Raw genomic sequence first — 24030 nt, forward strand, 5'->3', positions numbered from 1 at the left:
TTTTACGCTTGTCAAGCTATGGAATTCAGGGCGTTCTTAATGCTATTGATTAAGGTTGCTGAAATGCTCGTAACTCCACTTGTGACTGTCGTCGCCTTTGTGGGTGGATTTATAGCATTTATAGCATTCGATGCTTGATTATAAATTGCGGCTGAAATTGGTGTTCCAGACGAAACTGTTGTGAACGATGCAGCAGAAAATCCCTTATATGCTCTAAAGGCATTAATTCGCTTGGTAAATTCATTCCAATCTGATGAAGTTATTGTCAGCTTGGCCCCTGCAACCTTGTCTCCACCTGTCCAGTTAAAACTTACTGGTCTAAGGAATTCGATTTTTTGAGAATAGCTTAAGCTAGTCAAGACCGCACCTGAATTTGTCGTCAAGCTCGAATACGCTCTAAAGTAGTAGTTCCCCACAATGTTAGATGCAATTGACCATTGTACATAAGCGCCATTACTTGTCACTACCTGCTGATCAACAAATGTATCATTCGATCTAAGTCTTCTTTCTACTACAACAGCATTGAAAGTTGTTCCTGACATTCCACCAATAATGAAGCTGGCAGTTGTTCCATCATATTCGCCCGTTAGTGTTGGAGTCTTTGGATTCGTAGTTGCATTTGTAACTCCAGACCATGGATTCCATGAGCTTCCACCATCCATACTTACTCTTACTCTAAAATCATACTGCATACCATATGGAGCAAGATTTACACTTGCGGTGTTCCCCGTTGTAATCAAAGAATTCCAAAAGCTATTAACTGTAGGCTTATAGTTCAGTTCATAGTGAGTTGCGTAATTGACTCCACCCCAAGACAAGTTAAAGCCATTATCGAATCTTGAAGAAACTGTAACCATTGTAGGGATGCTTTGTGCTGTTTTGACAGTGATCATTTTACTGTCTGTTGCCAAATTATTAGAATAGTCAAATGCCCTTACTCCAATTGTGTAATTAGTGTTCTGTGTTAGCCCCGTTATCTTCATCCCGGCAGGATTGACAAAATATTTCGTTTGAACGCCAGAGTTGAATACATTTGCATTATTAGCGCCTGCAATATAATAGAAGATGTAGCCCCAAACTCCACTACCCGCATCATAAGCTCCATTAACATACACATCAATCATAGAGTCTGTTACTTCCCCATATCCTATAGAACCACTTGTTGTAGGCGGTGTTAGATCAGGCGTTTTGAAGTCGTAGGAGCCTGGATTCCTCCCCAGCCCTACGCTATTCCTTGGAACGACTTTAACTGTATATTTGACCCACTGTCTATCCAGTACAATGTCAGCGTAATAGTCATATGAATTGCTGACACTTGCCTTAAGTACGTCTCCGCTTCCCTCATTGTCATTGGCATAAATCGCATAGCCAGTTGTTGCATCCGCTACAGTGTTCCATGTAACCCTGAATACATTTGGCGAACCTATTTCTTGTACCCTGACATTAGCTGGTGTGCTGGAAGGTCTAGAATACATTTGGACTGCTCCACTACCAGATTGATTCCCTGCACTGGACTGCCCATAAGCATCTGTATTATATGGGGTTGCGTAAGCAGTGTAATATTGGCCTTCATTGTACCCAGCGCCACCGTTGCTCCAAAAATCATAAGATGTTCCTGACCCAATTGTTAAATTGTGTACTTCATTCCCCAGGCTTACTGAAACATATGTGGTATTCGCCCCGACACTCCAGGTAACTCTTCCTCCTACTCTCCCAGAATCAGTTATTGGGTATAAATTTAGAGATGTAAGATTTGAAGGAGTTGCTGGCAATGGTCGCACATCTGTCGTCCCGTTGCTAGAGTTGGAGCCTACGTAGGTCGAACCAGAGTACCAATCTATCGAAACGCTATAATATGTGTTGGGTTGCAGATTTGTAAACGTATACCAGAAATAATTAGAACCCTGACCTGATGCATAATAACTTCCATTTAGATACATCGTACTTCTTGTAATGTCCGCACCTGAAGTACTGGTGCTATCAGGTGTTTTAACTGTACCACTGTAAGATGCTGAACCTATAGATGTTGTTGTTCTTGTAGCACCTGCTGATCCTGTTCCTGTGGGCGCTGATGTTCTTGTTCCAGGGGAGACAGTACCCAATGATACTGTTCCACTGTAACCGTCTGTATCAGGTCCATAGGTTCTAGTGTCTGATGCATTATGACTCCAACCATTCTGCGTCCACTTCCCCCCTGACCATAGCCATCCCCATGATATTGTACAATCATAAGACTTGGATACATACTTGCTAACCCCAGGGATTGTGCTGACTACCCTTGGTGGATAATCACATAAAAACGTAAGCGATTCATGCGATCTACCGGAATAACTCATTGCCATTTCTCTTCATCCCCTTTTTCTACTTGACCTTAATATAAAAACCGTGATATTATTGAGCATAAAATATAATAATTGGAGTGACGTGTGTGAATTTCAAATCAGCAAGAATATTCCTTACTGGATTTGTTGTGGGTGCAGCAGTGCTAACCTCAACATCCTCATTTGCTGCTACTGCCTTTGAAAAGATAACAAACGCTTACATAAATAAGTCTGTTAAGATCACTGTCGATGGTGATAACGTCAATTTGACGAACAAACCGATAACATATAATAACGTGAATTATTTACCTGTAGCTGAAGTAGCAAAGGCACTTGGCGCTACTACAACATGGGACAAATCCAACCAAACTGTCAACATCACGAAATCCACAATAGAAAGTGAGGTGACACCAATGGAGGACAATTTCACATTTGCACAAGAAGATGGATTGAAGCTCCCTGCAATAAATGCAGAAGGGAAAACATTCTATCAGCTAGGTGATGGAAGAAATAAATACTCAATTCAACCGAACAGCATTTTATACGATGGAATAAAGAAAGAAATAACCATCTATGACGAAAGCCACGGTGTTGTTATGACGATTCAAGTTGATGCTGCATACTCAGCTTCGTCTACAGCATTTCTATACAATAGTTCGGTTTACTTGAGTGATGAAAAGCTAAAAGAAATAAAAGAAAGACTCAGCTAAGAGTCTTTCTTTTATTTCTAGGCAGCTTGTTTTGTGTTAGTTTCAAACCTTAAAATCATATGATATAATAGGACAGAGCATTGAATATACATCCTTAAGGAGTTGGAATTATGCGTTCAGTGGACATCTTTTTTTATGATCCTGAAAATAAGCTATGGTCTTTGCTGCAATTAATTCGGATAAGAATATCATTTTCCGAATATGAACTTGGCATAATTTCTTCTGATGAAGAACTCAAAAAGAGTGCAAGAATCGAAAGGTTTAAAAATTATGTCATTAAAGAATTTAAGAATAAAGGTGTTTCCAGAGGTGAAACTATAAATATCATCCAGAAGGAATTTGAAGATAGAGGGATTGAATTTTTAGAACTCCCGAAGATTATTTATAAAATTTGGGATTAATAAATCTCGATCCTACTATTATGCAAAAGTAGCCGTAATCCCTGTTACATTGCCTGTGAATTTCCAATTCCCATTCGCATATACATTATCTCCACCTCGACTTAATTGCAAAGCCCCAAAACTGTGCGGATTATACAGCCATATATTTCCGTCAGCTCCATCCTCAACTCTAAATATATTTGATCCAGTAGCATCGTAAACTCTGATATCTCCGAAATTCGACAACAGCTCAACTCCCGCACCACTATTTGCCGATTGCCGTGATCTGATAGTCGAACCTGTGATCGTCGAACCAGTAATTGTCGAACCTGTGATCGACCCTTTGAAGTTACCGTTAAGCGCTGTAAGAACACCCTTCATTGAGACGCTAAATGGTGCAGCAGCAAACGTCGATGCCCCGAGATAAACACCCTGAGAATCAGCCTTCCATACATCTTCACCCGCACCAATCGTGATCGTACCCCCATATATGTTCGGAGACTCAATGGTAGTTGAAGTAATCCTGGTTGATGTGATGTATCCTGGAACTGTAGGGATGTACGGCTTATCCGAAATTTGCGTATACGAAATTGTGGCTTCTGGAGCCATAAACACATTCCGTCCAATGTACAAGGTTTCAATCGACTGCGTTTTAAACTTGCCATCACTGGTCAATACACTCGCACCGTTCACCTTGATATCTCTGGCATTGATAATGCCGTCTACAGTCAGATTCCCCGAAGTGACATCATAAAACAGCATGTTTGACCACGTAGGAGAAGACATGCTACCTGTATTCTTCTGGAACATGAATCCCTGTGTAGCATTTAACACTGTCCGAATAGACACATCCGACTTCACGATCACCAAACCATTCGCTGCGTCGATTGTAACGCCGTTGTACGCCTTGCCTAGACCTACTGAAGCATCCTTGGCCCTCTGCTCTCTGACGGCTGCAATCTCGTTGATCAGGAGCGACTTCCGGTTTTGCAGGTTCTCAAAGGCTGTTTTAATGCTTGTTCGATTGGCTGCTGTAATCGTAAGAGGGTAACTCTTGTCGATCCACTTGTTGACTTCGGTAGTCAATGAAGTTAATGCGCTGGAATAGTTGGTCGTCAGCGTTGTGATCCCCAGCGTTCCGGCAACACTAACGATGCTTGCACTTTCTGAAGTAACCTGTGCCAAGCTATTCTTAAGCGAATTTGCTTCTGCAAGCGTTATCACATTGTCAGATGAAAATCTGTCGATATCGCTGTCCAGAGTGCTGATTGCTGCATTCAGTGTAGTCACCTTGCCATCGGTGTACGTCTGGGAGTTTGCTTGCCGGACTGCTGCAATCTTATTGATCAAGACTGACTTTGTACTCTGCAAGGTGCTGAATCTCTGTTTAATAACCAAGCGTTGAGCAGCGGTGACGCTAATCGGATAGTTTGCCTGATCTACCCATTTGTTTAACTCTGTCTTCAGAGCCTTTACAGCCGTGTCATAGTTGGTTCTTTCGTCTGCAATACCTAGCACGGATGCAGCATTTATCAGGTCAATGCTTTCCGAATCTACCTGGGCCAAGCTGATTTTCAAGGAATTCGCTTCAATAGAAGTGATCATTGCGTCACTTAGCATATTGTCTACGTTAACTTCCAGGGCGTTCACAGACGCTTCTACCTCAGCGATATCGGTGTCGATGTTGGCAAGGATTGTTGGGTCAAGCTCTGACGCTGGAAGCCCTCCTACGACCTTCAGGGAGCCACCAGCGATAGTCACGCCGTTACCATCCACCAGGAACAGCCGTTGACCTTTGTTGTCCGTAGCGTCGATTGTCAGGTTGGTTCCTGCAAGAATCTTACCGATGATTCTTTCTCCAATAATTCCATCCTTTGTAATAGCATGTGACCAAGTATTCCCGTTGTTTCTGGTAATAGCAAGTACTCCATTCTGAATTACAAGGTATGTATTCGGGTCTGTCGTATCTCTGATCAGGATACCTCTTTCGCTGATCGTAACGGTGTTATTAACCCCGGCAAGAATACTTTGTTTGGTCGCATCCATAGCACTATTAATATAGGCTTCTACGGTTGATTTGGTAGCTTCCACACCATCCCAAATAGACTTGCTTGCATTTAAGGTTGTCGAAGCCGAACTGGACGCATAAATCATTTTCACCAGTTTTTCTTCGTCGCTCAAAATATCCTTGGTGTTCGCAATAGTCAGAGTAATCTTGGACTCTTCAAAATCAATAGTATATTCAATGAGCTTCGCAGTCATGTTTGCCTTCACTCTGTCATGGCGAATAGTCATGATATCGCCAAGCACAAGCTTCGACCAGTCACGCTGAGATTCCACAATATCAAGAAAGTTAACAGCATCAATCGTAATAACAACCTGTGGAATCTTCATAGTTTCAAAGTCTTCCAAAGCATCGTCGTAGAGCGCCTGTGCGTCACTGTAATTTTCGTTTGTCCATTCCTTCTCAATAACATAGTCATTTAGCTCAGTCAGTAATGCAGGAGTAAAGAATTGATTATATGCCATTGAATTCCTAAGCGACTGAACACTTGATTGTGCGACCACTACATTACTTTGAGCAGCAGTGATCTCTCCCTGCTTAGTGACGATCTCTGCTTGCTTGGCATCCTTTTTAACCACTTCCGCAGCAGCCGATACAGAGTCTCCCTTTGCATTAAAAGAATCCAGCTCATTATCAATGTACTTCAATTCCTCTTTAAGCTTCGACAAATCGTTATTCTTTTCAGTCAACGTAACCTGGAATTTTTCAACTTGCTGTTTGAGCGCAGAGAAAGTGCCTTGTTTTCCTTGAAGGTACGCTGTATAGTCCAGAATGGCATGACACAGAGCATCACTCATGTAATCACTATGACTAATTACATTTTTGCTTGTATCTCTTTGAAATGGATACATGAAGTAGGAATAATCTTCAATGTAGTTCTGTCCTGTTAAGTTGACATCCTGGATGGACATACCTTCCTTGCCGAATACCTTGAGTCTTGTTACCATTTCGTCAGACTTACTTTCTCTTGTAAGGCTTTGAAGATAGTGTCCATAGCTCAAAGATAATCCACGATCAACTCCATAGTTCTCTGCATTGTGGAATTCGATTTTTCTATTTTCCGTATCCCAGATGATCAGCGCATTGAACGTTTCAGCAACCTGGAACAGCGCATCTAGCACTGTTGTTGATGAAAATTCAAACGATCTATACTTAACATCAAATGCAGCATCAATATACCCAACTTTCCATCGGGTATTGTTTAAAATGCCAACAACCTCTCTTGGTTGTCCTGTATTTATATCAATTGTGGTTCCACCAGAAAGGACGGTGGTCATATTGATACTGATTTCGCTGAAGCTTCGAACATTCTTTCCTGCCATTTCATAAGGCAGAAGGTAAGCTGTAGCAATTTTCACTTCATTACTGTCGTCAGCCGTATCTTCAATTGCATTGATGATATACCATTCTTCTTCAGTGCCGATCACAGCTTTGATCAGATATCTATCCCTCAAAATGTCCGCAGTTGGATTCACTGAAAGCTTATGACCAATATCAATATTGAATGGAATCGTGAAGACCAATTCATTTATATTTCCCAGCTTAACTGATAATGTTTTATTGTACGCTTCGCTAACCTTTTTGATAATTGTCTTATCTGGTTTAGCCAAGAATAGTTCAAGCTTTGCAGGTTTTAACGACAGGTCAATATCGCCCATAGCCATTGCACTTCACTCCCCTTTATCCTAATGTCTTGAATTGGTATCTAAAGCTGATAATTGCCTTGCCTGTGATCGTCAGCGTGTTAATACCTCTAACAAGTTCAAGATAATTATTATTGAAATTCGAATAACGATAAGTAAGTGGCACATCCGTTTCGATATGCTCTCTTTCATTGTCGATGTATACGATTTCATTGTTTGCCAGCCCAACAAACTTGAACTCCTTATTTTTGTTCGTGGTATTTACTATCGAAATATCCCCAACACCGATTTTCTTGATGAAGATTTCTGGCTTGCAGATCAAATCGCCATCATTTGCAATGGTGTAGGTTGCACCTGAAACATTGTTTGAATAGTCCAGCTTCTTTGACACCATTATTGGAGAATACGTATATGGGCTGTCACAGCGCATATTAAGTGTGATGTATCCCTGCTTATTACCGTTATGAACCAACTCTGGTTCGTCCGACAGCATACAATAGAATATCCTTGTAGGGTTTTCAGCAAAAAACAATGGCTTGTAATATTCCTGGTTCCCTAACCATCGTGCAACTTCCCGATACTTCTTATCATCCCAACCATTCTCAAACGCAAAGGTTAAACTTAGAGCGATAGGTTCGTATTCAATTCTGTTGAAATAAGGCTTTGGATTCCCTGCGATTGTTTGTTCAATAATGCTTCGTGATGCAAGGTATTGCTCTTTGTACATACCTGAATCAGCAGTAATATTTACAATACCAAAATCGTTACTGTACTTTCCGTCATAGCTAAATGCGACACTTTCCATTATAGGCATTGATATTTCCCTCCTAATAAAAAAATCTATAGGGGATTCATCCCCTATAGTTTAAAATTTACCGCCTAGTTTTTTGATTCCGGCAACAATCTTCTTAGTCACAATATCAGCACCCTTTTCGTCGCCAACTACGCTTCCGATCTCGATGATGATATTGCCGCCACCAGCCACACCAGCAGCAGAGCCACTTGTCGGGATTTTAGGTAGCAGACTTTGAACAAAGTTCTCCAGGTTTGGAATGAAGTTTTTGGCAATGTTCTGAGAAGGAACCATGAGTTCATCCTTCAAGGCCATTATCACCTGCTCATTTGGTGCAGCATTGAACAATTTGTTCGCAAGACTAACCTGCTTATCCCCTGCACCATTCACAATACCTCCTGTATGGTAAAGAGGTATTCCATTCTTCATCCATTTTCCTGTCGCAGAATTGTAAGTCGCTCCAATCTTTGCTCCATACGATTTATTCTGCGCTTCAAGCTTAGCCTTCTCTGTAGCAGTGGCGGTCTTCCACTTTTCAGAGTTTTCCTTCATGGCTTTAACAATGGAATTTTCATCTATTGTATAGAGCTGCTTGCCATCCTTACCGACCCAATTTCCGTTCTTATCCTGAGTCGCATCAATATTGTCTGCATACTTCTTATTAGCTTCTGCTAATGCTTTTTTGTCTGCATCAGTCGCAGAGAAGTAGGCTTCAGAATTAGCTTTCATTGCCGCAATGGTGGATTCAAGGCTTCTTGCTTGATCAAGCTTATCAATGAATTCTTGCATCTTGTCAGTCATGTTTCTCTGAATCACTTCCCCAACAGCAGGAAGATTATCATCAAACCACTTCTTAAGTGTTCCAAGCTCATTGATTGCACCCTGAACGCTCCCTGCGACAATTGCAGCTTTCAATTTCGCAAAGCGCTGTTCGTCATTAAGCAGATCGTCATAATGTTTCTCTTGATCTTCCTTAAAGTCTTCAAGCTTTTTCTTCAGCTCTTTGTATGTGCCTTCTTCGATCCTAACTTTTTTCTGATTGTATTCATCCCAAATTTCAATCTTGAATTCGGCTTCTTCCTTGTCGATCTTCAATTTTCTTTGGGAATCTTCAATCTGTTTCTGAAGCTGTTCTTCTTCAAGAGTGGCTGCGTGATCGTACTTAAGGTTGTCTATTTCTCTGTTCGAATCAACCAATTGCTTCTGAAGGGCTTTTAGCTGCGTTTTGGCTTCTTCAGAGTTGTCCATAGAGAGTAGAGTGATTTTGTTTAGAATCTCTTGGCGTTTTTGTTCTGCATCCGACAGGTTTTGACCGTATGAACGTTCATCGGAAAGCTTTTTGTTGGCCTTGATTTTATCGTTTATGTTCCTCTCATACTTCTCTTGTTCTTCTTCCAGCCTATCCATTTCATCGTCATGGGCTTTTTCAAGTTTTTCCCCAATATCTTCAACCATTTTACTGACTGCATCAGCTTGGGCCTGAATAGCGTCCTTGATCGCCTGGATAGCACCGTCTGCAACAGTCTCACGTTGAGCCTTCATTGCATCTGTGTTCGACTTGATTGATGCAGATAGATTCCACCACTCAACAGTTAACCCTCTTAGAGTAGTTGTAAGTTCAGCTTTCTGCTCAACGGTTAACTTATCATCCTTCAGCATTTGTCTAATATAATCTGCTTCCTTACTCAAAACAGTCTGTCGATTCTTCATTAGCCCTATTTGAAGGTTTAGTTCATTTCGGTACTCTTTAGAATCTTCTGAATAAGCAGACATTTTCGCCTGAGAGAATTCTGTGTTATGTGCGTTAAGTTCAAGTTGCTCGTTAATCTCTCCAAGCTTGCTCTGAACGACATTCCAATTCCCTGATTTGATCTTACTGGCAGCTTGGAACCATTGGTCTGACATGTCGGCAATCGAACCTTGAACGTCCTCAAGCTCTTTCCTCAGATCATTTAGCTTCTCTCTGCCTTTGTCATTAAGACTGTTGAAATCTCCCATTGCAGCGATCTGACTTTTGAGAGTTACTTCTTTCGCTCTAAAAGCTTCTGCCTGTTTGTGAGTTTCATTCTTCAAAGCCCCAAGAAGCACGATCTCTTTTGAAATTGAATCTCTGTACTTGGCAGAATTCACAGGATATGTTGCTGTGAGGTTTTCTTGACGCTGAAGTTCCTCATTCAACCTGTCCAGTTCAGTTCGCTGCGTCTTGTATTCTTCAACAGGGTCTTTTGGCTCTTTTTCCTTTTTTTCTTTCTTAGGAGAGATCGAAGTCCCTACCGTTTTAGCGGCAGCAGCAGCTATTTCAGCAGCCTTTTTAATATTGTCTAACTGAGTCACAAGCGCCTTAGCCTTGTTTCCCTGTTCATTCCAATATTGCGCTTCTGCAATACTTGTAGCATTGTACATCTTCTCATACATCATGTTGTTAACTTTGTCGTATGATTCAGCAACAAGAGCAGTTCCGTTTATCTCTTGTTCAAAAAGTCCGAACTTTTTCAGGAGGATTTCTCCATCTTGAGCAAGCGCACGTCTCTTAGCTTCCATTTCTGCGTTCATTGCATTTATCGAAGATGTTTTTTTCTTGTTGATGGCATCAATATTCAGTTGAATAATTCCATTTTCAATTTTAAACATGTTAACAAGCGCAGCATCTTTTTGAACAAGTTTCATAACCTCTTCAGCGCTAACCTTCTTACCGTTAGCATTATCTTCAAGAAGTCCGTTAAGAATTTCTAACGTGGATGAAGTGTTCTCGTATGAGCTATTCAAAGACTCCATAGCGGCCTTATACGTCATGACTTCTGCCTTAGCTTCAACAACTTTTTCAGTCGTCGTGCTGAAGCTATTATATAGGTTTGCAGCTTGATTTCCGACACCTAATGAATCCAGTGCAGATTGAAGTTCGGCAATAGCTACCGATGATTTTTCAACACCATCTTTTTGAATGCTTGCAAGGCTTTTTACAATAGAGCGTACAGTTGATCCAATCTTTTCGCCATCAATCTTCGAAAAGTCCATAGATTCAACAACTTCATTAAGTGAATTCTTAAGCTTGTCGTCTATAGTCAATGAAGCGAATTTTGCCGCTGTCGAAATGACGCTATTAATTTCATTCCTAGCGTCATTAGCCTTAGCTGCAACTTCACGCTGAACAGTTAACATTTCACGTTCATTTTCAATCCTTCTCTTGAAGTCTTCGGTTCCTTCAGGAGCATCGTAATCTTTTACTGGATTCATGAAAAATTGGTTCATGGCTGTGTCAGCGATCAGTTCTTGAGCTTTCTTGTACTTGTCGATATAATCCTGAATGCTCTTGTCAGAATTTTCTAACTTTAATTGCCCATCAAGATCGGCAAGCTGCTTGGCTGAAGCAATTTCTCTGTCGATTGCTTCGGCATTTTTAAGGTGTGCTTCGCCTTTACTGTCGATGCGCTCAACTAGACTTGGCATAATATCTGAAATTTGCTGAATAACGTCTCGATACTTTTCTTCGCCCTCAGCATCTAAAGTGCCGTTTTCTTTCTCTTGATTCAATTCCTTGTATGATTTAAGCAGGTTATCAAGCACTTCTCTGTGTTCAGTAACACTGGCAACAATTTTCGATTCTTCTGCAACTTTTTCAGCAGCAGCCTGCTTAGTTGCGTAATAAGATTCAGTAAGCTTCTGAAGCCCCATTGTGATACCTGTGATGATCGCAAGCGGAGCAATTGATACAAGTAGACCTTTCGCAGCCGTAGCAAGCGCTACCATGCCTGCTCTCCCTGCATATGCAGCACCAGTCATGCCTACCATTTCCAATTTTACAGCAGCGATTTTAGCATTCAGTCCTGAAACGAATGGGATCAATCCGGCACTCATTGTTCCTAAGCTTTTTCTGAAAGTCGAACTTAGCGCCATAACCGCAATAGCTGCAACGTTCATAATTACAGGGAATGCACCCATATGCTTCACTACAGAGTCAATAGTAGTCCCAAGGCCAGTCAGCATTGCAATAGCACTATTGATACCGTCAGTCTGGAATGTGCTTTGGAAAATTCCTGTCCAAGCATTTTTCATCTTAGTCAATTGCGCTTCTGTTCCTTGTTGATACAGATTGAATTTATCCTGAGCAATACCAGCCTTGGTCAGCGACTTCTCGTACAGATCAACGGAATCTTCGTAGCCTTCCATGATGTTTAAAAAACGTGCCTGTTGGTATGATCCCGCCACAGTAGTAGCGATATAGCTCTTTTGTTTCCCCGATAATGAGTCCCACTTTTTCCCTAGATCATCCATAACCGAACCGAAGTTTCTAAAGTCGCCGTTCGCTTCAACAGCTTTAATACCTACAGCGTCAAGCGCCTTTGTTACTTGGTTGTAATCTACGCCATCAGGGTTTTCAGAATCAAAACCTCTTTCTTTAAGGGATTGAACTCTAGCAATGATCGACTTGATAGAGTTACCAATTGTTTCAGCACTTTCTCTCGTCCGAGAAGAAACAACCGCAACCCAGGATGCAACCTTTTCAAATGGAATGTTTAATGCGCCAGCAGAACCCCCGACCTTCTGCATAGCACGCCCGATTTCATCTGCGCCTGTTGCTGTAGCATCACCCATATATGAGAAAATGTCTGTCGCATGTGAAGCAGAGACACCCATTGAGTTAACCGTGGCTGTTAGGATGTTGGCAGAAGTAACAAAATCCAAGTTGGAAATTTTGGCATAAACAGTAGCATCTTTCATGCTTTCGATCATGTCTGTACCTGTTTTACCTTGTCGTGCAAACTCTACGGCCCCTCTTGCGATTTCCTGGGTAGATACACTCATTTGCATACCTAAATCATGGAAGTCTTGAGCGTAATGAGCCACCTCAGCCTGACTTTTCATCAGAGTAATAGATAGCTCAGTGAGCGATCTGTTCAGTTCATTTACGTATTTTACGCCGTCCGTAAAGAAGTGTAGCGTCTGGTAAAATGCTGTCATACCAGCCATCCAGATCGGAATCGACTGTAAGGCGATCTTGAACTTGCTCATGAAGTCCAAGTTGCGGTTGGCTGTATTGTTTAGACCATTACCAAGCTGCTGTAACGCCCCCGTAGCCTGCGTTACAGATCCTTTGAACACCTTGGTTGTTCCATCGGACTGCTTCACCTTGGCATTGTATTCGATCAGCCTACCCGTTGCAGTATTGATATCCTTTGTGAAGGAAACATTACTTCTGTCGATAGTATTATTTTTTCCATCCTTATACTGAGAAGCAATTAGGTCTTTGATCTTTTGTTCGCTATATTTTCCATTAAAAGCGCTTGCAGGAACATCGGCAAGCTTAGTTCCTTTGGCAGCTTCTTTCGCACGAACCTTCTCCAATTCTTTGTATCTGTTTTCCAATTGTTTGATTCGATCCATACGGGCCTGAATGCGTTTCATTTCTTCCCCTGTTAATTCCCTATCGACAGCATTTGCAGACTTAATAGTCTCTGTAACTCTCTTGTATGCGTTCGCAATACTTTGACCATTATCTTGATTCCTGGAATTAGCGCCATACGGCTTTGTGGAAGATGTAGCTGTTGTAGCAGCCTTCTGAGCATCAGCAAATATTTTGGCAGTCTGCTGTCTTAGCTGCTTGGTATTTTCCACATAGGTTTGACCAACTGTTTTGAATACATTTTGCTGAACATAGTCGAATTTTTTCTTGCCTGTGATGGAATCTTTCCCTGTCACGACTTTGTTCGTAAACGTCTCCCACTTCATTCGTTCTCTAATCATTTTGCCAGCAGCATCCGTGTACTCAATGGTAGCCGATTTCAGTTTTCCTTTATCATCTGTAACGTAAGATGCCTTAGACTGCCGACCAGTCTTCTCAATCATAGTGTCAATCTGCTTAACTCTTTTTTCAAAGTCTTTAAAGCCATCACCACTGAGATTAGATGTTTGGTCTACGACTCTTTTGATCTTCTTTTGCTGATCAGCCATCTTGCTTCCAAGACCCTTAAGCATTACGTCAGCATTCTTTAATGAAGAAGTATCAACTTCAAGTCGAAGCTTAATGATTTTCTTTTGTATGCGTTCAATCGCACTATTTATATTTGCTACCGTCTGCACTTCATTTAGGTCAGCAGTAAGTAAAATTTTCAAATCCGGCATCTATAATACCCCTCTCATATTTGCAAATAAAAAAGAAGGGTATTTTTCAATACCCTTACTCGCCTTCGATAATGTCGCACCAGCGGTCATACATAACTGCTTCGGCTCCACTGTATATTTCGTCCGTATTCAGTGCAGCATGTCGCACTACTTCGAACATTGCTTTCTTGTCCTCTGTTTCTTCGATGATAAAGTCTTCATTCATCAAGATTTGAAACTCTCTGTTAAATGCATGCATATCAGCAATTTTAAAGGTAGTTGATCCATCTTCATTTGCTGAACCTACTGGTGTGCCATCTTCTTCATTCTTTTCGCTGAACTGATTGATTAACTCCATACGTTCCTGATCCGTTTGCTCCATTTTCGCAACAAGGAATTTACAGAGACGTGAACGCATTCTTGATTCCTGCGCACCCAACTTCAAACCAATCAAAAATGAGTGGAACCCTTCAACTTCAAATGTTTTCATTTTCATTATGTTTATCCCCTTTTCATAGCCGTTTTCATGATTTTTGACATAGAATAAACACGCATCACATTTCGTGGCGTGTCCCTGTTATGTCTATTATTATATCATTTTATATTACGCTTGTCAATATGGACAAATCTCCTTGCTGACCTATATCTCATACTTAAGCTTTTCATCAGATATTTTGTCATAATTGATTTGCAGATAGTGATCTTGCGTAACGGCTGTGGACTTGTGATTCAGGAGTCCTGATACAGTCTCTAGGGACATTCCAGACTGGAACAGCAAATTGCTTCCACTGTGGCGCAGGTCATGTGCGTGAAGATCAAGGTTAATCAACTTGCCAATACGCTTAACCCAGCTCTGTTGAAGAGTTACCTTCTCAACCTTTTTCCATTCACTCTTGAAGTTTGCCAGGAGAAGATATTCACTTTCAATTTTACTCTTCTTCCGATATTCAAGCCATTGCTTGATTAATTCCATCGTTCTCTTAGATGGGAACAGCGTTACCAGATAGCCTTCTTTTTCTAACACATCATTGATACGGCCTGTTTTGAAGTCGATCTGTTCGATCTTGATATTACTGATAGCATTTACTCTTGCCATTGTACTCAATGAAAGTTCGAAATATAGTTCTAGCTGCAACTCCCCTTTCTTCTTTAAATGTCTTCTCAGTTCTTCAACCTGCTCTTTGGTTAAGAACGTCTGTTTGACTTGAAGCTTCTCTCCCTTGCCCACTCTAGGTCTATCCAGGTAATCAATCGGATTCGATTCGATCCTGCGCTTCTTCTTCAGATTTAGGTAAAACGATGATATGCTAGACATTCTTCGCTGAATCCGTCTTTCATTATTCCCCAGCACTGAACTACAGAAAGCAATATAATCCTCAATCATATCTGCTGCATCCTGAACATCGAAATCCATAATATCTACATTACGGTAATTCTCCAGTATGTAGACGAGCCATTGATTGTAATCGTTCTCATAACTTTTCTTACTTGCATCTGATAAGTTCATATTCTTTGCCACAAAATACTTCCGAATATGTTCAGTGTTTTTCGGATTGATCTGACTAACCTTATCCTTAGTAGCGTATTGCTTGTATTGCCTTGGCATATTCTCACCTTCTTATTTAATCGTCAGTCCTTTGGATTGCAACCCTCTCTGAAGTTTTTTCTTGAATGAAGCTTCAATTTCCACCTTAGCTTTGCTGAAGAATGGTCTTGGCTTTGTCCAGAAACCTTCCCCGAAAATATGACCGCTTGTACCGTCATTGATTGTCTCTACTAGGAAAAAGTTGTACTCTTGAGGATTGTAATGCTTAACTGTGCTATGATGCTGTCCCATCCACTTGTTCGCATAACTAGGAGCATAGGATTTAATTTTAGTATGATCATTGAAAATCCTTGCTGTCGTGAAGTCTCCTGTTTGGAATACGTCATGCGTTGTACTATTGAGCAATTGCTTAGTTCTCACATATCTGATTGGCCTATGAGAGTAAACTTCATTCTCGATGTGATCTTTCAGAGTCCTTTCGCCAGATTTGGCGATATCGTTCATTGCAGAAAGAATCATTTTGCTCAATTCTTTCTGCAATCCTGCAATACTTTCAACTTTTCTACTCGCCATTCATATCAGCCCCAAAGTTATTCGTCTTCAGGTTCATTCCCCTCAGACGTAATGCGGTCATACTCCATCTGCATTTCAATCGCAGCAAGGCGATCATTTAATGCTTTAGCATCTTCTTCAATCTTATCCAGCGTCTCTGTAACAGCTTCGTAAACGCTCTCAACTTCGCCATCTTCAAAAGACATAAGGATTGGATTTAGCAGCTCCAGATCAATCAGCTTATTCAAAAGGCCAATCTGTTTAGTCACATCGGCAGGCATATCATTACCAATGGACGTGAAATGCTTAACGATAAGTAGCATTACATACGGAATGAAAATCGCTTCCATGTTAATGCCCTTCTGCTTTGCATCTTGGATTTTGACAAGCAATTCACTGGTTAGTTCCATGATCTTTGTTTTTCTGAACTTTCTGTCAATTTGAAGCTTGTAAATCTCGCCTGTTACTGGACTTTGAATCTTTGCATCCGAACGATAGTTAAGCACCTTATCTTCTTTAGTAATTAGTGTGCTGGTTAAATTCTTAGCCATTTGTCTACACTTCCCCTTCTATTCTCTTCAATGAAACATGTATTTTATATTACGCTTGCATTCAAATAAAAAAAGAACCAACATTCGCTATTGAATGCTAGTCCTTTTTTATATGCCCTGAAACTATGTAACGAAGTATAGGGGCAGAGAACTTGTCTCTACCCCTATATTATACACCATTCCATCTACCAAGTCAATTATATTTCACGCTTGACAAACTTAGTATTTGATCATGGAAATCATTTCGCTATCAGTGTCTCTACGGAACACGTCAAGGTTCATGTCGAACGCTGTTGGTTCACCGTCTGCTTGGAACGTCAAGGTGAAGTTAGGAGCGATCTTCGCTTTGTGGATGATGAACTGGAATGCTTCATCTTCACCAGTACGAGCGTTACGAATAACGGTGTCTCCAACTACCTTAATGTAAGCAGGGAATTTGTCAGCAGAGATACGAATTGTTTGAGCGTCAGCAGTTGTTGCGAACAGGTAGTAAACAGCCACTTGCGCACCTACAGCAACGTCAGCAACGTCAAACGTAATGTCTCCAGTGGCTACAGTAGCTTCAACAGGATTGGAGTCGTCACTAACCAGGAATGCGCTTACAGTTCCAGCTAGTGGAGTCTTAGAAGGAGTAACCTTAGTCTTGCCAGTTGCACCAACTACAGCGGTCAGAACTTCACGGGAATGTACATTCGCCACGCCTGTAACAACCTTATTACCTGTTAGCAGGGAGATAGATTTCATACTCATAAGAGCATCTTGCATCTGCACTGTAGCTTCACGGTTGAAGTCCCAGCCTAGCAGCTTAGGATTACCTTTACCGCCCCGAGCGTAAGAAGTCTCAGCTTGGTTTTCAATAACCGTCATTTTTAATGTGTCCAGGAACAGGAACGGCAAATTGCTTGAAAGGTCGAACATTGTTACGTCCGCAACCTCTTTTACGCCATATTTATCCAACATAATTTTTATTTCCTCCTTGTATTTTGAGCTTATTTATTTTTAGGCTTGTGCCTAGAAACCTTAGTCAATCTTTGCAGACCAATGCTTGAGATTGTCGATCTTAGCACCTTGGATCATAGCCAGGATGTTCGTCTCATATGTTGATATCGCTTCTAATCTTCTGTATTCGTCATACAATTGGTAGGTTGTGATATCCCAAATATTTGACTTGTTATATGTATTGCTCTTTGTGCTTACTGCACTGACAATATCCGCAATATCAATTTCCTGATCCGGGCTACTCTCTTCGGCCTTTTTCTTGGATAAAATCTCTTTCGACTTCTTCAATTTCTCTAAGATTCGTTTTGCTTTTTCATCAGCAGGATTGGTACGCTTGTACGTCTCAGTTGCTCCGATTAGGCAATTTTGATACTTGAGAATCTGAACAATGTCCGCAAAGTTCGAAAAGTTAATTACCTTGCAATCACGAATGTCTCTGCTTGAGTCTTTAGCGCCGAAGATGAACGCCTTATCCGTAATCACTAAATCTTCTACTGTCTCTCCCAGGAATAACGCCAAACCTTCTGAGAACGCTTTCAAAAGAATGTCACTTTGCGACATGATAACAATGTCGATTAATGAGTATTCGTCGAATTCTGCTACATCCTGCAAAATGTCTTTCTTTTCCATGGTTAGAATGCTTAAATATTTGCTGTAAGCACTATATCCAACATCCTTTATTTGTCGCAAAGTCAACGGCCTTACCTCTACGCTATCCGCATGCAAAGGATCACCGCACAGCAAGTTCAGCCGAAGATCAATGTCATTATCAAAATCCTTTACGTCCATTGTTGTCACCCACCAAACGTCACCATTTGAGTGTGTAGCCTTATGGCATCGAATTTATCATTAACGTGTAGGTGATCAAATCCCGTAATGTCAAGTCGTCCGATCGTGCTAACACTCTTTTTGTTGAATTGCCTGAACAACTCATGTACGATCATGTATGGCCTAACCCCTGATTTCCCATCATTAATCAGCCATAATGATTTAGCGCAAACAATATCCACGTAAATAGTAGTTTGTAAAACCGCTCTACTGTCGTCAATCGCTCCTTCGGGATAATAAACCCGAATCTCCACACTGTCTTCAGGAGTTGTAACAGGGTCAAATGGATAAGGATGAAGTTTGCTGCCAATAAGGTTCTTTGCCGGAAGTAAAATATCTGGTTGTGACAATGGGTTCTTCACATTGTTACTGACATACTTCACGATATTCTGATTTTTAATGATCTCACCTAGCAAAATCACTAGGTTGTCAGACATAAGTTCAAAACTTACCATAAGTCACCACCATTTCCACCTGTATTTGTTTCCAGAACACTCTTGTAAAGCTGAGAGTTGTCGGCTACCCGAAGAGTAAAATCATCGGCAGCAGACCTTGTTGTAAGCTTGCATGTGATCTGCAATACTCCCTTGCCGTATTGGTTAACGTTGGATACATCATCTACTCCAGCGACCTCATAGACACTTCCACCAAGGATAAACCTTTGTGATGAAGTTATGGTCTTCGTTTCTTCATTGGCCTGTACGTAGGCGTAAATCCCGCCGACCAGCATTTCAACCTGCATCTTGTCGGTTTGAATATCGTATTTTGTACTCCGAGTTGCCGCAGCACGAACAATGTGTTCATGAAGCAATCCATTTGCATCAATCCACCGCAAATAGTCATTACATGACTGGATAGATAACTTTGGCGAAATCTCTTCGCCTAAAATATCAAATGCAAGCCAATACTCACTATCTTTCAATTCGATTAAGCTGCCTATATCCGCTGTTGTATTCGGTCTTAGAAGCAGATTCTTTTCCTGGGATGTGTCACCGTCTAGCACACGAACATCCGTCTCGATGCCGTTAATCTTTACTTTCCGTGCATTTGGTGAATTCATGAATTTCCGATCTGCGATCTGCATCGTATGATTGAAAACTGCATCTGCATCACCATTTCCATCCCTGGAGAGTTTTCTTCGATAATGATCAGTAAAGCTCATTTCACTCACCGCTTTCGCTAGTGGTTTTTATCTTCTTAACAACTTCCAGGCACTTGAATACCTCTCTCTTGACCACCGAATGATCCCCCATATCGAAGAACATAACATCTTCAGAAAGAGACTCTAATGTTCCTACAAGCGTTAGGTAATCAGGGTTGTCCCGCACTCCTTCAACCGCCCAATACAAACCTTCCAGCTCATATATCAGGGATTGAACATACGCAAATAAGCCCTCATTCTTCTCTTCATACAGCGGTAGAATCTTGTAGACTCTATCAACCAATGCTGATGAATAGTTTGAGAACAGTTTACTTTTCATTTTAAATTTACTCATGCTAGATCACTTAAGTCCTTCTTCGAATAGGAGAACTTTGTCATTAACACTTCAACTTCTCTGCGCATTTCTTTGTAGAGATTCAGCATTTCTTTGACATGATTCGCTTGCGAATAAATTTTATAATCCGAGTCCGACATTGCAATTTTATATGTTTCGCTTGTAACCACTCTTGGTTTTAAGTAATTGACAACCATAATGCTTGCAATAATGTCTTTCTCTTTTTCTGACAGGTCTTCATTGAATTGCTTCAACTCTTCGTCCCTGTCGTACAGATTGGATAGAGCGCTATCAAAGTGGATAACTGAAGATTTCAAGTAAATCCCCAGGTCTTCTTCAATGTCGATATCTGACATGTTGAGGAATGAATAGTCGCTTATTTTAGAAAGGAAATATTCATAAACGTCTGTGTAAGGTGTTGCCATAATGACAACCCCCCTTAGTCTTGGAACATTTTAAGATCAATGTTCAAAGCCTTGTCCAGCACTTTCATGATACGAGTATCATAAAGAGTTTCGTTGGCAACCATTTCTCTCGCTTTGTCTGCAACAAGATCCTTCGTTCCCTTTGGTGCTGTTGCCAAGATTTCCTCAATCTCTTTCGGTGATTTAGAAAATAGTGCAGTGATTTCATCTGCCGCAACGATTCTTTCATACACCTTTTTGAGTCCCAGGAATTGTGCCACTTCTTCGTCTTCTATAATTAGCCAAGGTTCGTTCAGAAAACGTCCTTGTGATGCTTTCATAGTCATTAATTCTGATACAGGTAGATACTCTACATCACCAAAATTACCCCACTCTGCCACATATCCATTCCGAGAGATATATGTAAGTGAACCATTTGTTACGTTTTTGCATTCAACCAATTGATTGCGATCAACTTCAACTTTCGTCTTCTTAACCTCTTCCTGCTTTACAGGTTTAGTTTCTACAACTTCCACAACTTCTGTTGCTTCAGCCGTCTTAGCTGTTGTTTTTTGCGCTGCCATATGAATCCTCCTTTTTTCCTAATTAGGTGTAAATGATAAAATAGGAAGGGTGGATTACTCCACCCGACCTTTGACAACTTACGCCAGTGTGTAAACGCCGTAAGCGTTGTTGAATACTACCACTATGCCGTACCGAGTGATGAACGTGTGTTCCATGCTCATGTCCATGTTGCCTTCAGTGACTTCCTTGATGATTGACTGACCTTCACGTACAACCTTAACAGGCTTTGTGTTAGCAGCCAGTACCAGCAGCTTACTGTCGTCCAGAGCGAAGTCGAATGTATTAGGGCTGAACACTTGTGGGATTTCCATCAGTGGGACACCTTCATAAACATTCAGGATTGCATTCTGGTTCAGTTGATTCTTCATATCTTCAGATACAAGGAATGAAGTTGCGTTGTAGGAAGCGCCGATTTTCTTCAGAGCGTTACGAGTACCAGCAATGATCAGTGGAGCATAACCATTAGCGGTAGATACACGTTGCAGCAATTCACTCATGTTCGCATCAGAGAAGGAACCAGTTTTCTTGAATTGTGCAGGCAGGTATGTGGAAGCGCCCATGAAGCTTGTGTAAATGTCTGAAGCCAGCTTCAGGCGAACTGCTTCGTCAATTTTAGCAACAAGTCCCGCCCAATCCAGACGACCAGCAACAAACCGTAGGAAGTCTCCGTAGACTTTGATACCGAACACTTTGGTTGCAACAGTGAAGGTGTCACCAATGTTCAGCTTCTGTCTGCGCAGGTTAAGATGCCCATCGGCAATTTCGCTGACTGTCAGAGTGGAGCGATCTTCAACATAGAAGATGTTGGTGTCGCCCAGGTTAAGGTCACGATATTCAACGAACTGATCGAAGAAGTTTGTTGAAGAAATGCCTTTAGTAATCAGGTCGTCAAGAACAACTTCCAAGATTTGGAACACTTGGCTTTCGTGATTTTTGAATGTACGATAATCAGGCTTATCAGTACCCATCAATTCGATAAACTCTTTGCGGATTGCTTCAGAAGCTTGGCCCTTAGAGAAGTTAACGACGTTACCTCTCGCAGCATCGACGCAAAGTTTTACAAGATTTTCATTCATAGCTATATGAACCCCCTATTTAATTTCTATATATTTGTGCCTATAAAGCGTAAATGGTTTATCTTACGCTTCGTTTTTGATTACTTCGATTACTACGTATTTGTTGATACGTGAAATCGCACCAGCTTGACCAACTACAGTTGTAGTACCAAGAACTTCAATATCAAGGATTCGTGCTACAAACTTTTCAGTAGTGTGAGCAGTTACCTCTTTCAGCTTGAATCCATTGTCAGCAACCAGGTAGTTACCCTTAACTGGTTCAGCACCAATCAGTGTCAGACCATCAGTTGTTACAGAGTAGATGTCATTTGCTTCAATACGGTATGCTCTAGCTGCTGTGCCTGCTGGAATACTGAAATTCTCCAAGGCGTTGTCAGTTTTTACGTACTCTGACTTCACGATTTCAGGTGAATAGATAAGTACCAGATTACCTGCACCAGCGGTAGGTTGTACCAGTGTACGCAGTTCACGATCAGCCGCAGTAGCGTAGCCACCAGCGATCCCTACGAATCCATTCTGAAGCACACCTGCGTTATAAACGACAGACTCAATGTTACCGTTGTATACGGCTCTCACTCTGTCCAAACGAACAATTGCATTTGCCATTTCTATTTTCCTCCTATTATTACTTTATTTTTTGCTTGGATAGCCTTTACTTAAGATGCTTCTCCAAGATGTAGCTGTAATCAGAAACGTCAGTTTCTTTTGGCTTCGTAAAGTCAACCTTAACGTTCGTTGGCTGCTTTTCTTTACGAGAGAACTTAGCGTTCTTTTTGCCGACAATTGCGAATAATTCCTTTTCGATATCAGCGATTTCCATATTCGAAGCTACTGCTTTCACTTCTTTCATTTCGTCTTCTGATAGCTGTTCAGCAAATTGTTCAAACAATTCGTCTTCCTGTGCCTGTCTTTCGTCAGCAAGCTTTGCACTTTTGTAGCTGCGCAATTCCTGGGCTTCCGTTTCCAGATCAGTATTCGCTTTCTTAAGCGCTTCAAACTCAGCATTCAGAGTTTCAAACTCACCCTGTAGAGTAGTAAGTTGTGTATTCAGCGCTTCTGCTTGTGCAGCGAAATCTATACTGTTGTTATCTGGTTCTGGGTCAGGTGTTACGTCAGGTTCTACAACAGCAGCAGGAGCTTCTTCGCCAGCGAATTCAGCCAACTTAGCATCAAGTTCGTCTTCCGAAGTGTAATCTTCAAGCTTAAATCCCTTCGCTTGAATACCTTCTTCAGTCAAAGAATACTTGGCTAGAAGTTCAAGAAGTTTCTCTTGCATATCGTCACCTTCCTGTTCAGTAGTTGTATTTGTACCATCCTCTAAGGACTGTTGATACCTTGAATAAGCGACTTTAAATTCTTCCACTTTGGCATTGATCTCTTTCTGTAGCGAACCTACTGCAAACTCTCTTTCGATTGTTGCGCTGTTCATTGCTGGCGATACGCCACTACCCAGGATGCAAGCGCCGAAGAACTTGAAGTTTGTAAAATGGAAAAGTCCTTGATTATCCCAAATGCCTTCATAATCGTGGTGGACTTCCATACTTTGGCTTTTAACTAGATCACGATTCATGATCTCCGTTGGAGTGTCCCATTTCTGCCAAAGCAAGCCTTCGCAAGTCAAATACTCTCTTGAAACCCCATCATCACCTACACGAACTTCGAACTGTGCGTTGTTGTCCTGCGGAATGACTCCGTAAGCTTGACCAATGTACTTCACATCAATGTCACCGTCTTTACGAACCAGAACCATTCGGTGATCTGTGTAATCTTCTTGAACGCCATTGTCTTCGATGTATCCAAGGATTGGAGTGTTGGCTAGTGATGGTATTGCTTTTTCAACATATTCCTTACTGAAAACGCTTCCATTATAATTATGACCAGTGTGCATCAACCAAATCTTTACACGCATGAACCTGTCGTCGAATTCATTCAAAACTTGAAATACAACAGGAACCTGTCTATTAACCTCTTTCATTGTTAAT

20 protein-coding genes are annotated in these 24030 nt (G+C 41.2%); 2 read left to right on the forward strand and 18 right to left on the reverse strand.

Annotation, left to right across the window (positions count from 1 at the left end):
* Positions 1-11: 11 nt before the first annotated feature.
* Positions 12-2342, reverse strand: coding sequence for a hypothetical protein (locus tag MKY96_RS33090; protein WP_340947063.1), 2331 nt, complete (start codon positions 2340-2342; stop codon positions 12-14).
* An 86-nt stretch (positions 2343-2428) separates the two neighbouring features.
* Here MKY96_RS33090 and MKY96_RS33095 point away from each other — a divergent pair, with 86 nt between their 5' ends.
* Positions 2429-3031, forward strand: coding sequence for a stalk domain-containing protein (locus MKY96_RS33095; RefSeq protein ID WP_340947065.1), 603 nt, complete (start codon positions 2429-2431; stop codon positions 3029-3031).
* A 110-nt stretch (positions 3032-3141) separates the two neighbouring features.
* Positions 3142-3432: a hypothetical protein gene (locus tag MKY96_RS33100; protein WP_340947068.1), complete on the forward strand. Its 291-nt coding sequence runs from the start codon at positions 3142-3144 to the stop codon at positions 3430-3432.
* An 18-nt stretch (positions 3433-3450) separates the two neighbouring features.
* On the opposite strand, the gene MKY96_RS33105 is transcribed toward MKY96_RS33100, so the two are convergent.
* From MKY96_RS33105 to MKY96_RS33185, 17 genes are all read right to left on the reverse strand, one after another.
* Positions 3451-7140, reverse strand: coding sequence for a phage tail spike protein (locus tag MKY96_RS33105; protein WP_340947070.1), 3690 nt, complete (start codon positions 7138-7140; stop codon positions 3451-3453).
* A gap of 16 nt (positions 7141-7156) precedes the next feature.
* Complete coding sequence (locus MKY96_RS33110; protein WP_340947072.1) at positions 7157-7933, reverse strand: phage tail domain-containing protein; 777 nt, start codon at positions 7931-7933, stop codon at positions 7157-7159.
* Between the two features lie 51 nt (positions 7934-7984).
* The gene (locus tag MKY96_RS33115) at positions 7985-14032 is read right to left on the reverse strand and encodes a phage tail tape measure protein (protein WP_340947074.1); all 6048 of its coding nucleotides are present in this window, start codon (positions 14030-14032) and stop codon (positions 7985-7987) included.
* A gap of 55 nt (positions 14033-14087) precedes the next feature.
* On the reverse strand, positions 14088-14507 hold the full coding sequence (locus tag MKY96_RS33120; protein WP_340947076.1) for a hypothetical protein: 420 nt from the start codon (positions 14505-14507) through the stop codon (positions 14088-14090).
* A gap of 144 nt (positions 14508-14651) precedes the next feature.
* A complete protein-coding gene (locus MKY96_RS33125) occupies positions 14652-15617 on the reverse strand; it encodes a tyrosine-type recombinase/integrase (protein ID WP_340947077.1) in 966 nt (321 codons plus the stop codon).
* A gap of 12 nt (positions 15618-15629) precedes the next feature.
* Positions 15630-16130 (reverse strand): hypothetical protein, encoded by a 501-nt coding sequence (locus MKY96_RS33130; RefSeq protein ID WP_340947080.1) that lies wholly within the window; start codon positions 16128-16130, stop codon positions 15630-15632.
* A 17-nt stretch (positions 16131-16147) separates the two neighbouring features.
* Positions 16148-16660 carry a hypothetical protein gene (locus tag MKY96_RS33135; RefSeq protein ID WP_340947082.1) on the reverse strand — a complete coding sequence of 171 codons (513 nt, stop codon included), beginning with the start codon at positions 16658-16660 and terminating at the stop codon, positions 16148-16150.
* A gap of 219 nt (positions 16661-16879) precedes the next feature.
* Entirely contained in the window at positions 16880-17620 is a 741-nt protein-coding gene (locus tag MKY96_RS33140) for a hypothetical protein (RefSeq protein WP_340947083.1), read from the reverse strand.
* 60 nt (positions 17621-17680) lie between these two features.
* Positions 17681-18448 (reverse strand): hypothetical protein, encoded by a 768-nt coding sequence (locus MKY96_RS33145; RefSeq protein WP_340947085.1) that lies wholly within the window; start codon positions 18446-18448, stop codon positions 17681-17683.
* A gap of 5 nt (positions 18449-18453) precedes the next feature.
* Entirely contained in the window at positions 18454-18942 is a 489-nt protein-coding gene (locus tag MKY96_RS33150; protein ID WP_340947088.1) for a hypothetical protein, read from the reverse strand.
* Entirely contained in the window at positions 18936-19649 is a 714-nt protein-coding gene (locus tag MKY96_RS33155; protein WP_340947091.1) for a hypothetical protein, read from the reverse strand. The genes MKY96_RS33150 and MKY96_RS33155 overlap by 7 nt, the downstream gene beginning before the upstream one ends.
* 1 nt (position 19650) lies before the next feature.
* On the reverse strand, positions 19651-19983 hold the full coding sequence (locus MKY96_RS33160; protein WP_340947093.1) for a hypothetical protein: 333 nt from the start codon (positions 19981-19983) through the stop codon (positions 19651-19653).
* Positions 19980-20408 (reverse strand): hypothetical protein, encoded by a 429-nt coding sequence (locus MKY96_RS33165; protein ID WP_340947094.1) that lies wholly within the window; start codon positions 20406-20408, stop codon positions 19980-19982. The genes MKY96_RS33160 and MKY96_RS33165 overlap by 4 nt, the downstream gene beginning before the upstream one ends.
* Positions 20409-20422: 14 nt before the next feature.
* Complete coding sequence (locus MKY96_RS33170) at positions 20423-20971, reverse strand: hypothetical protein (protein ID WP_340947095.1); 549 nt, start codon at positions 20969-20971, stop codon at positions 20423-20425.
* 78 nt (positions 20972-21049) lie between these two features.
* Positions 21050-22048: a hypothetical protein gene (locus tag MKY96_RS33175; RefSeq protein WP_340947097.1), complete on the reverse strand. Its 999-nt coding sequence runs from the start codon at positions 22046-22048 to the stop codon at positions 21050-21052.
* Between the two features lie 63 nt (positions 22049-22111).
* Positions 22112-22654: a hypothetical protein gene (locus MKY96_RS33180; RefSeq protein WP_340947099.1), complete on the reverse strand. Its 543-nt coding sequence runs from the start codon at positions 22652-22654 to the stop codon at positions 22112-22114.
* Between the two features lie 46 nt (positions 22655-22700).
* On the reverse strand, positions 22701-24023 hold the full coding sequence (locus MKY96_RS33185) for a hypothetical protein (RefSeq protein ID WP_340947102.1): 1323 nt from the start codon (positions 24021-24023) through the stop codon (positions 22701-22703).
* Positions 24024-24030 lie beyond the last annotated feature (7 nt).

This window comes from Paenibacillus sp. FSL R7-0302 (assembly GCF_038006885.1).
Lineage (GTDB): Bacteria > Bacillota > Bacilli > Paenibacillales > Paenibacillaceae > Paenibacillus_AQ.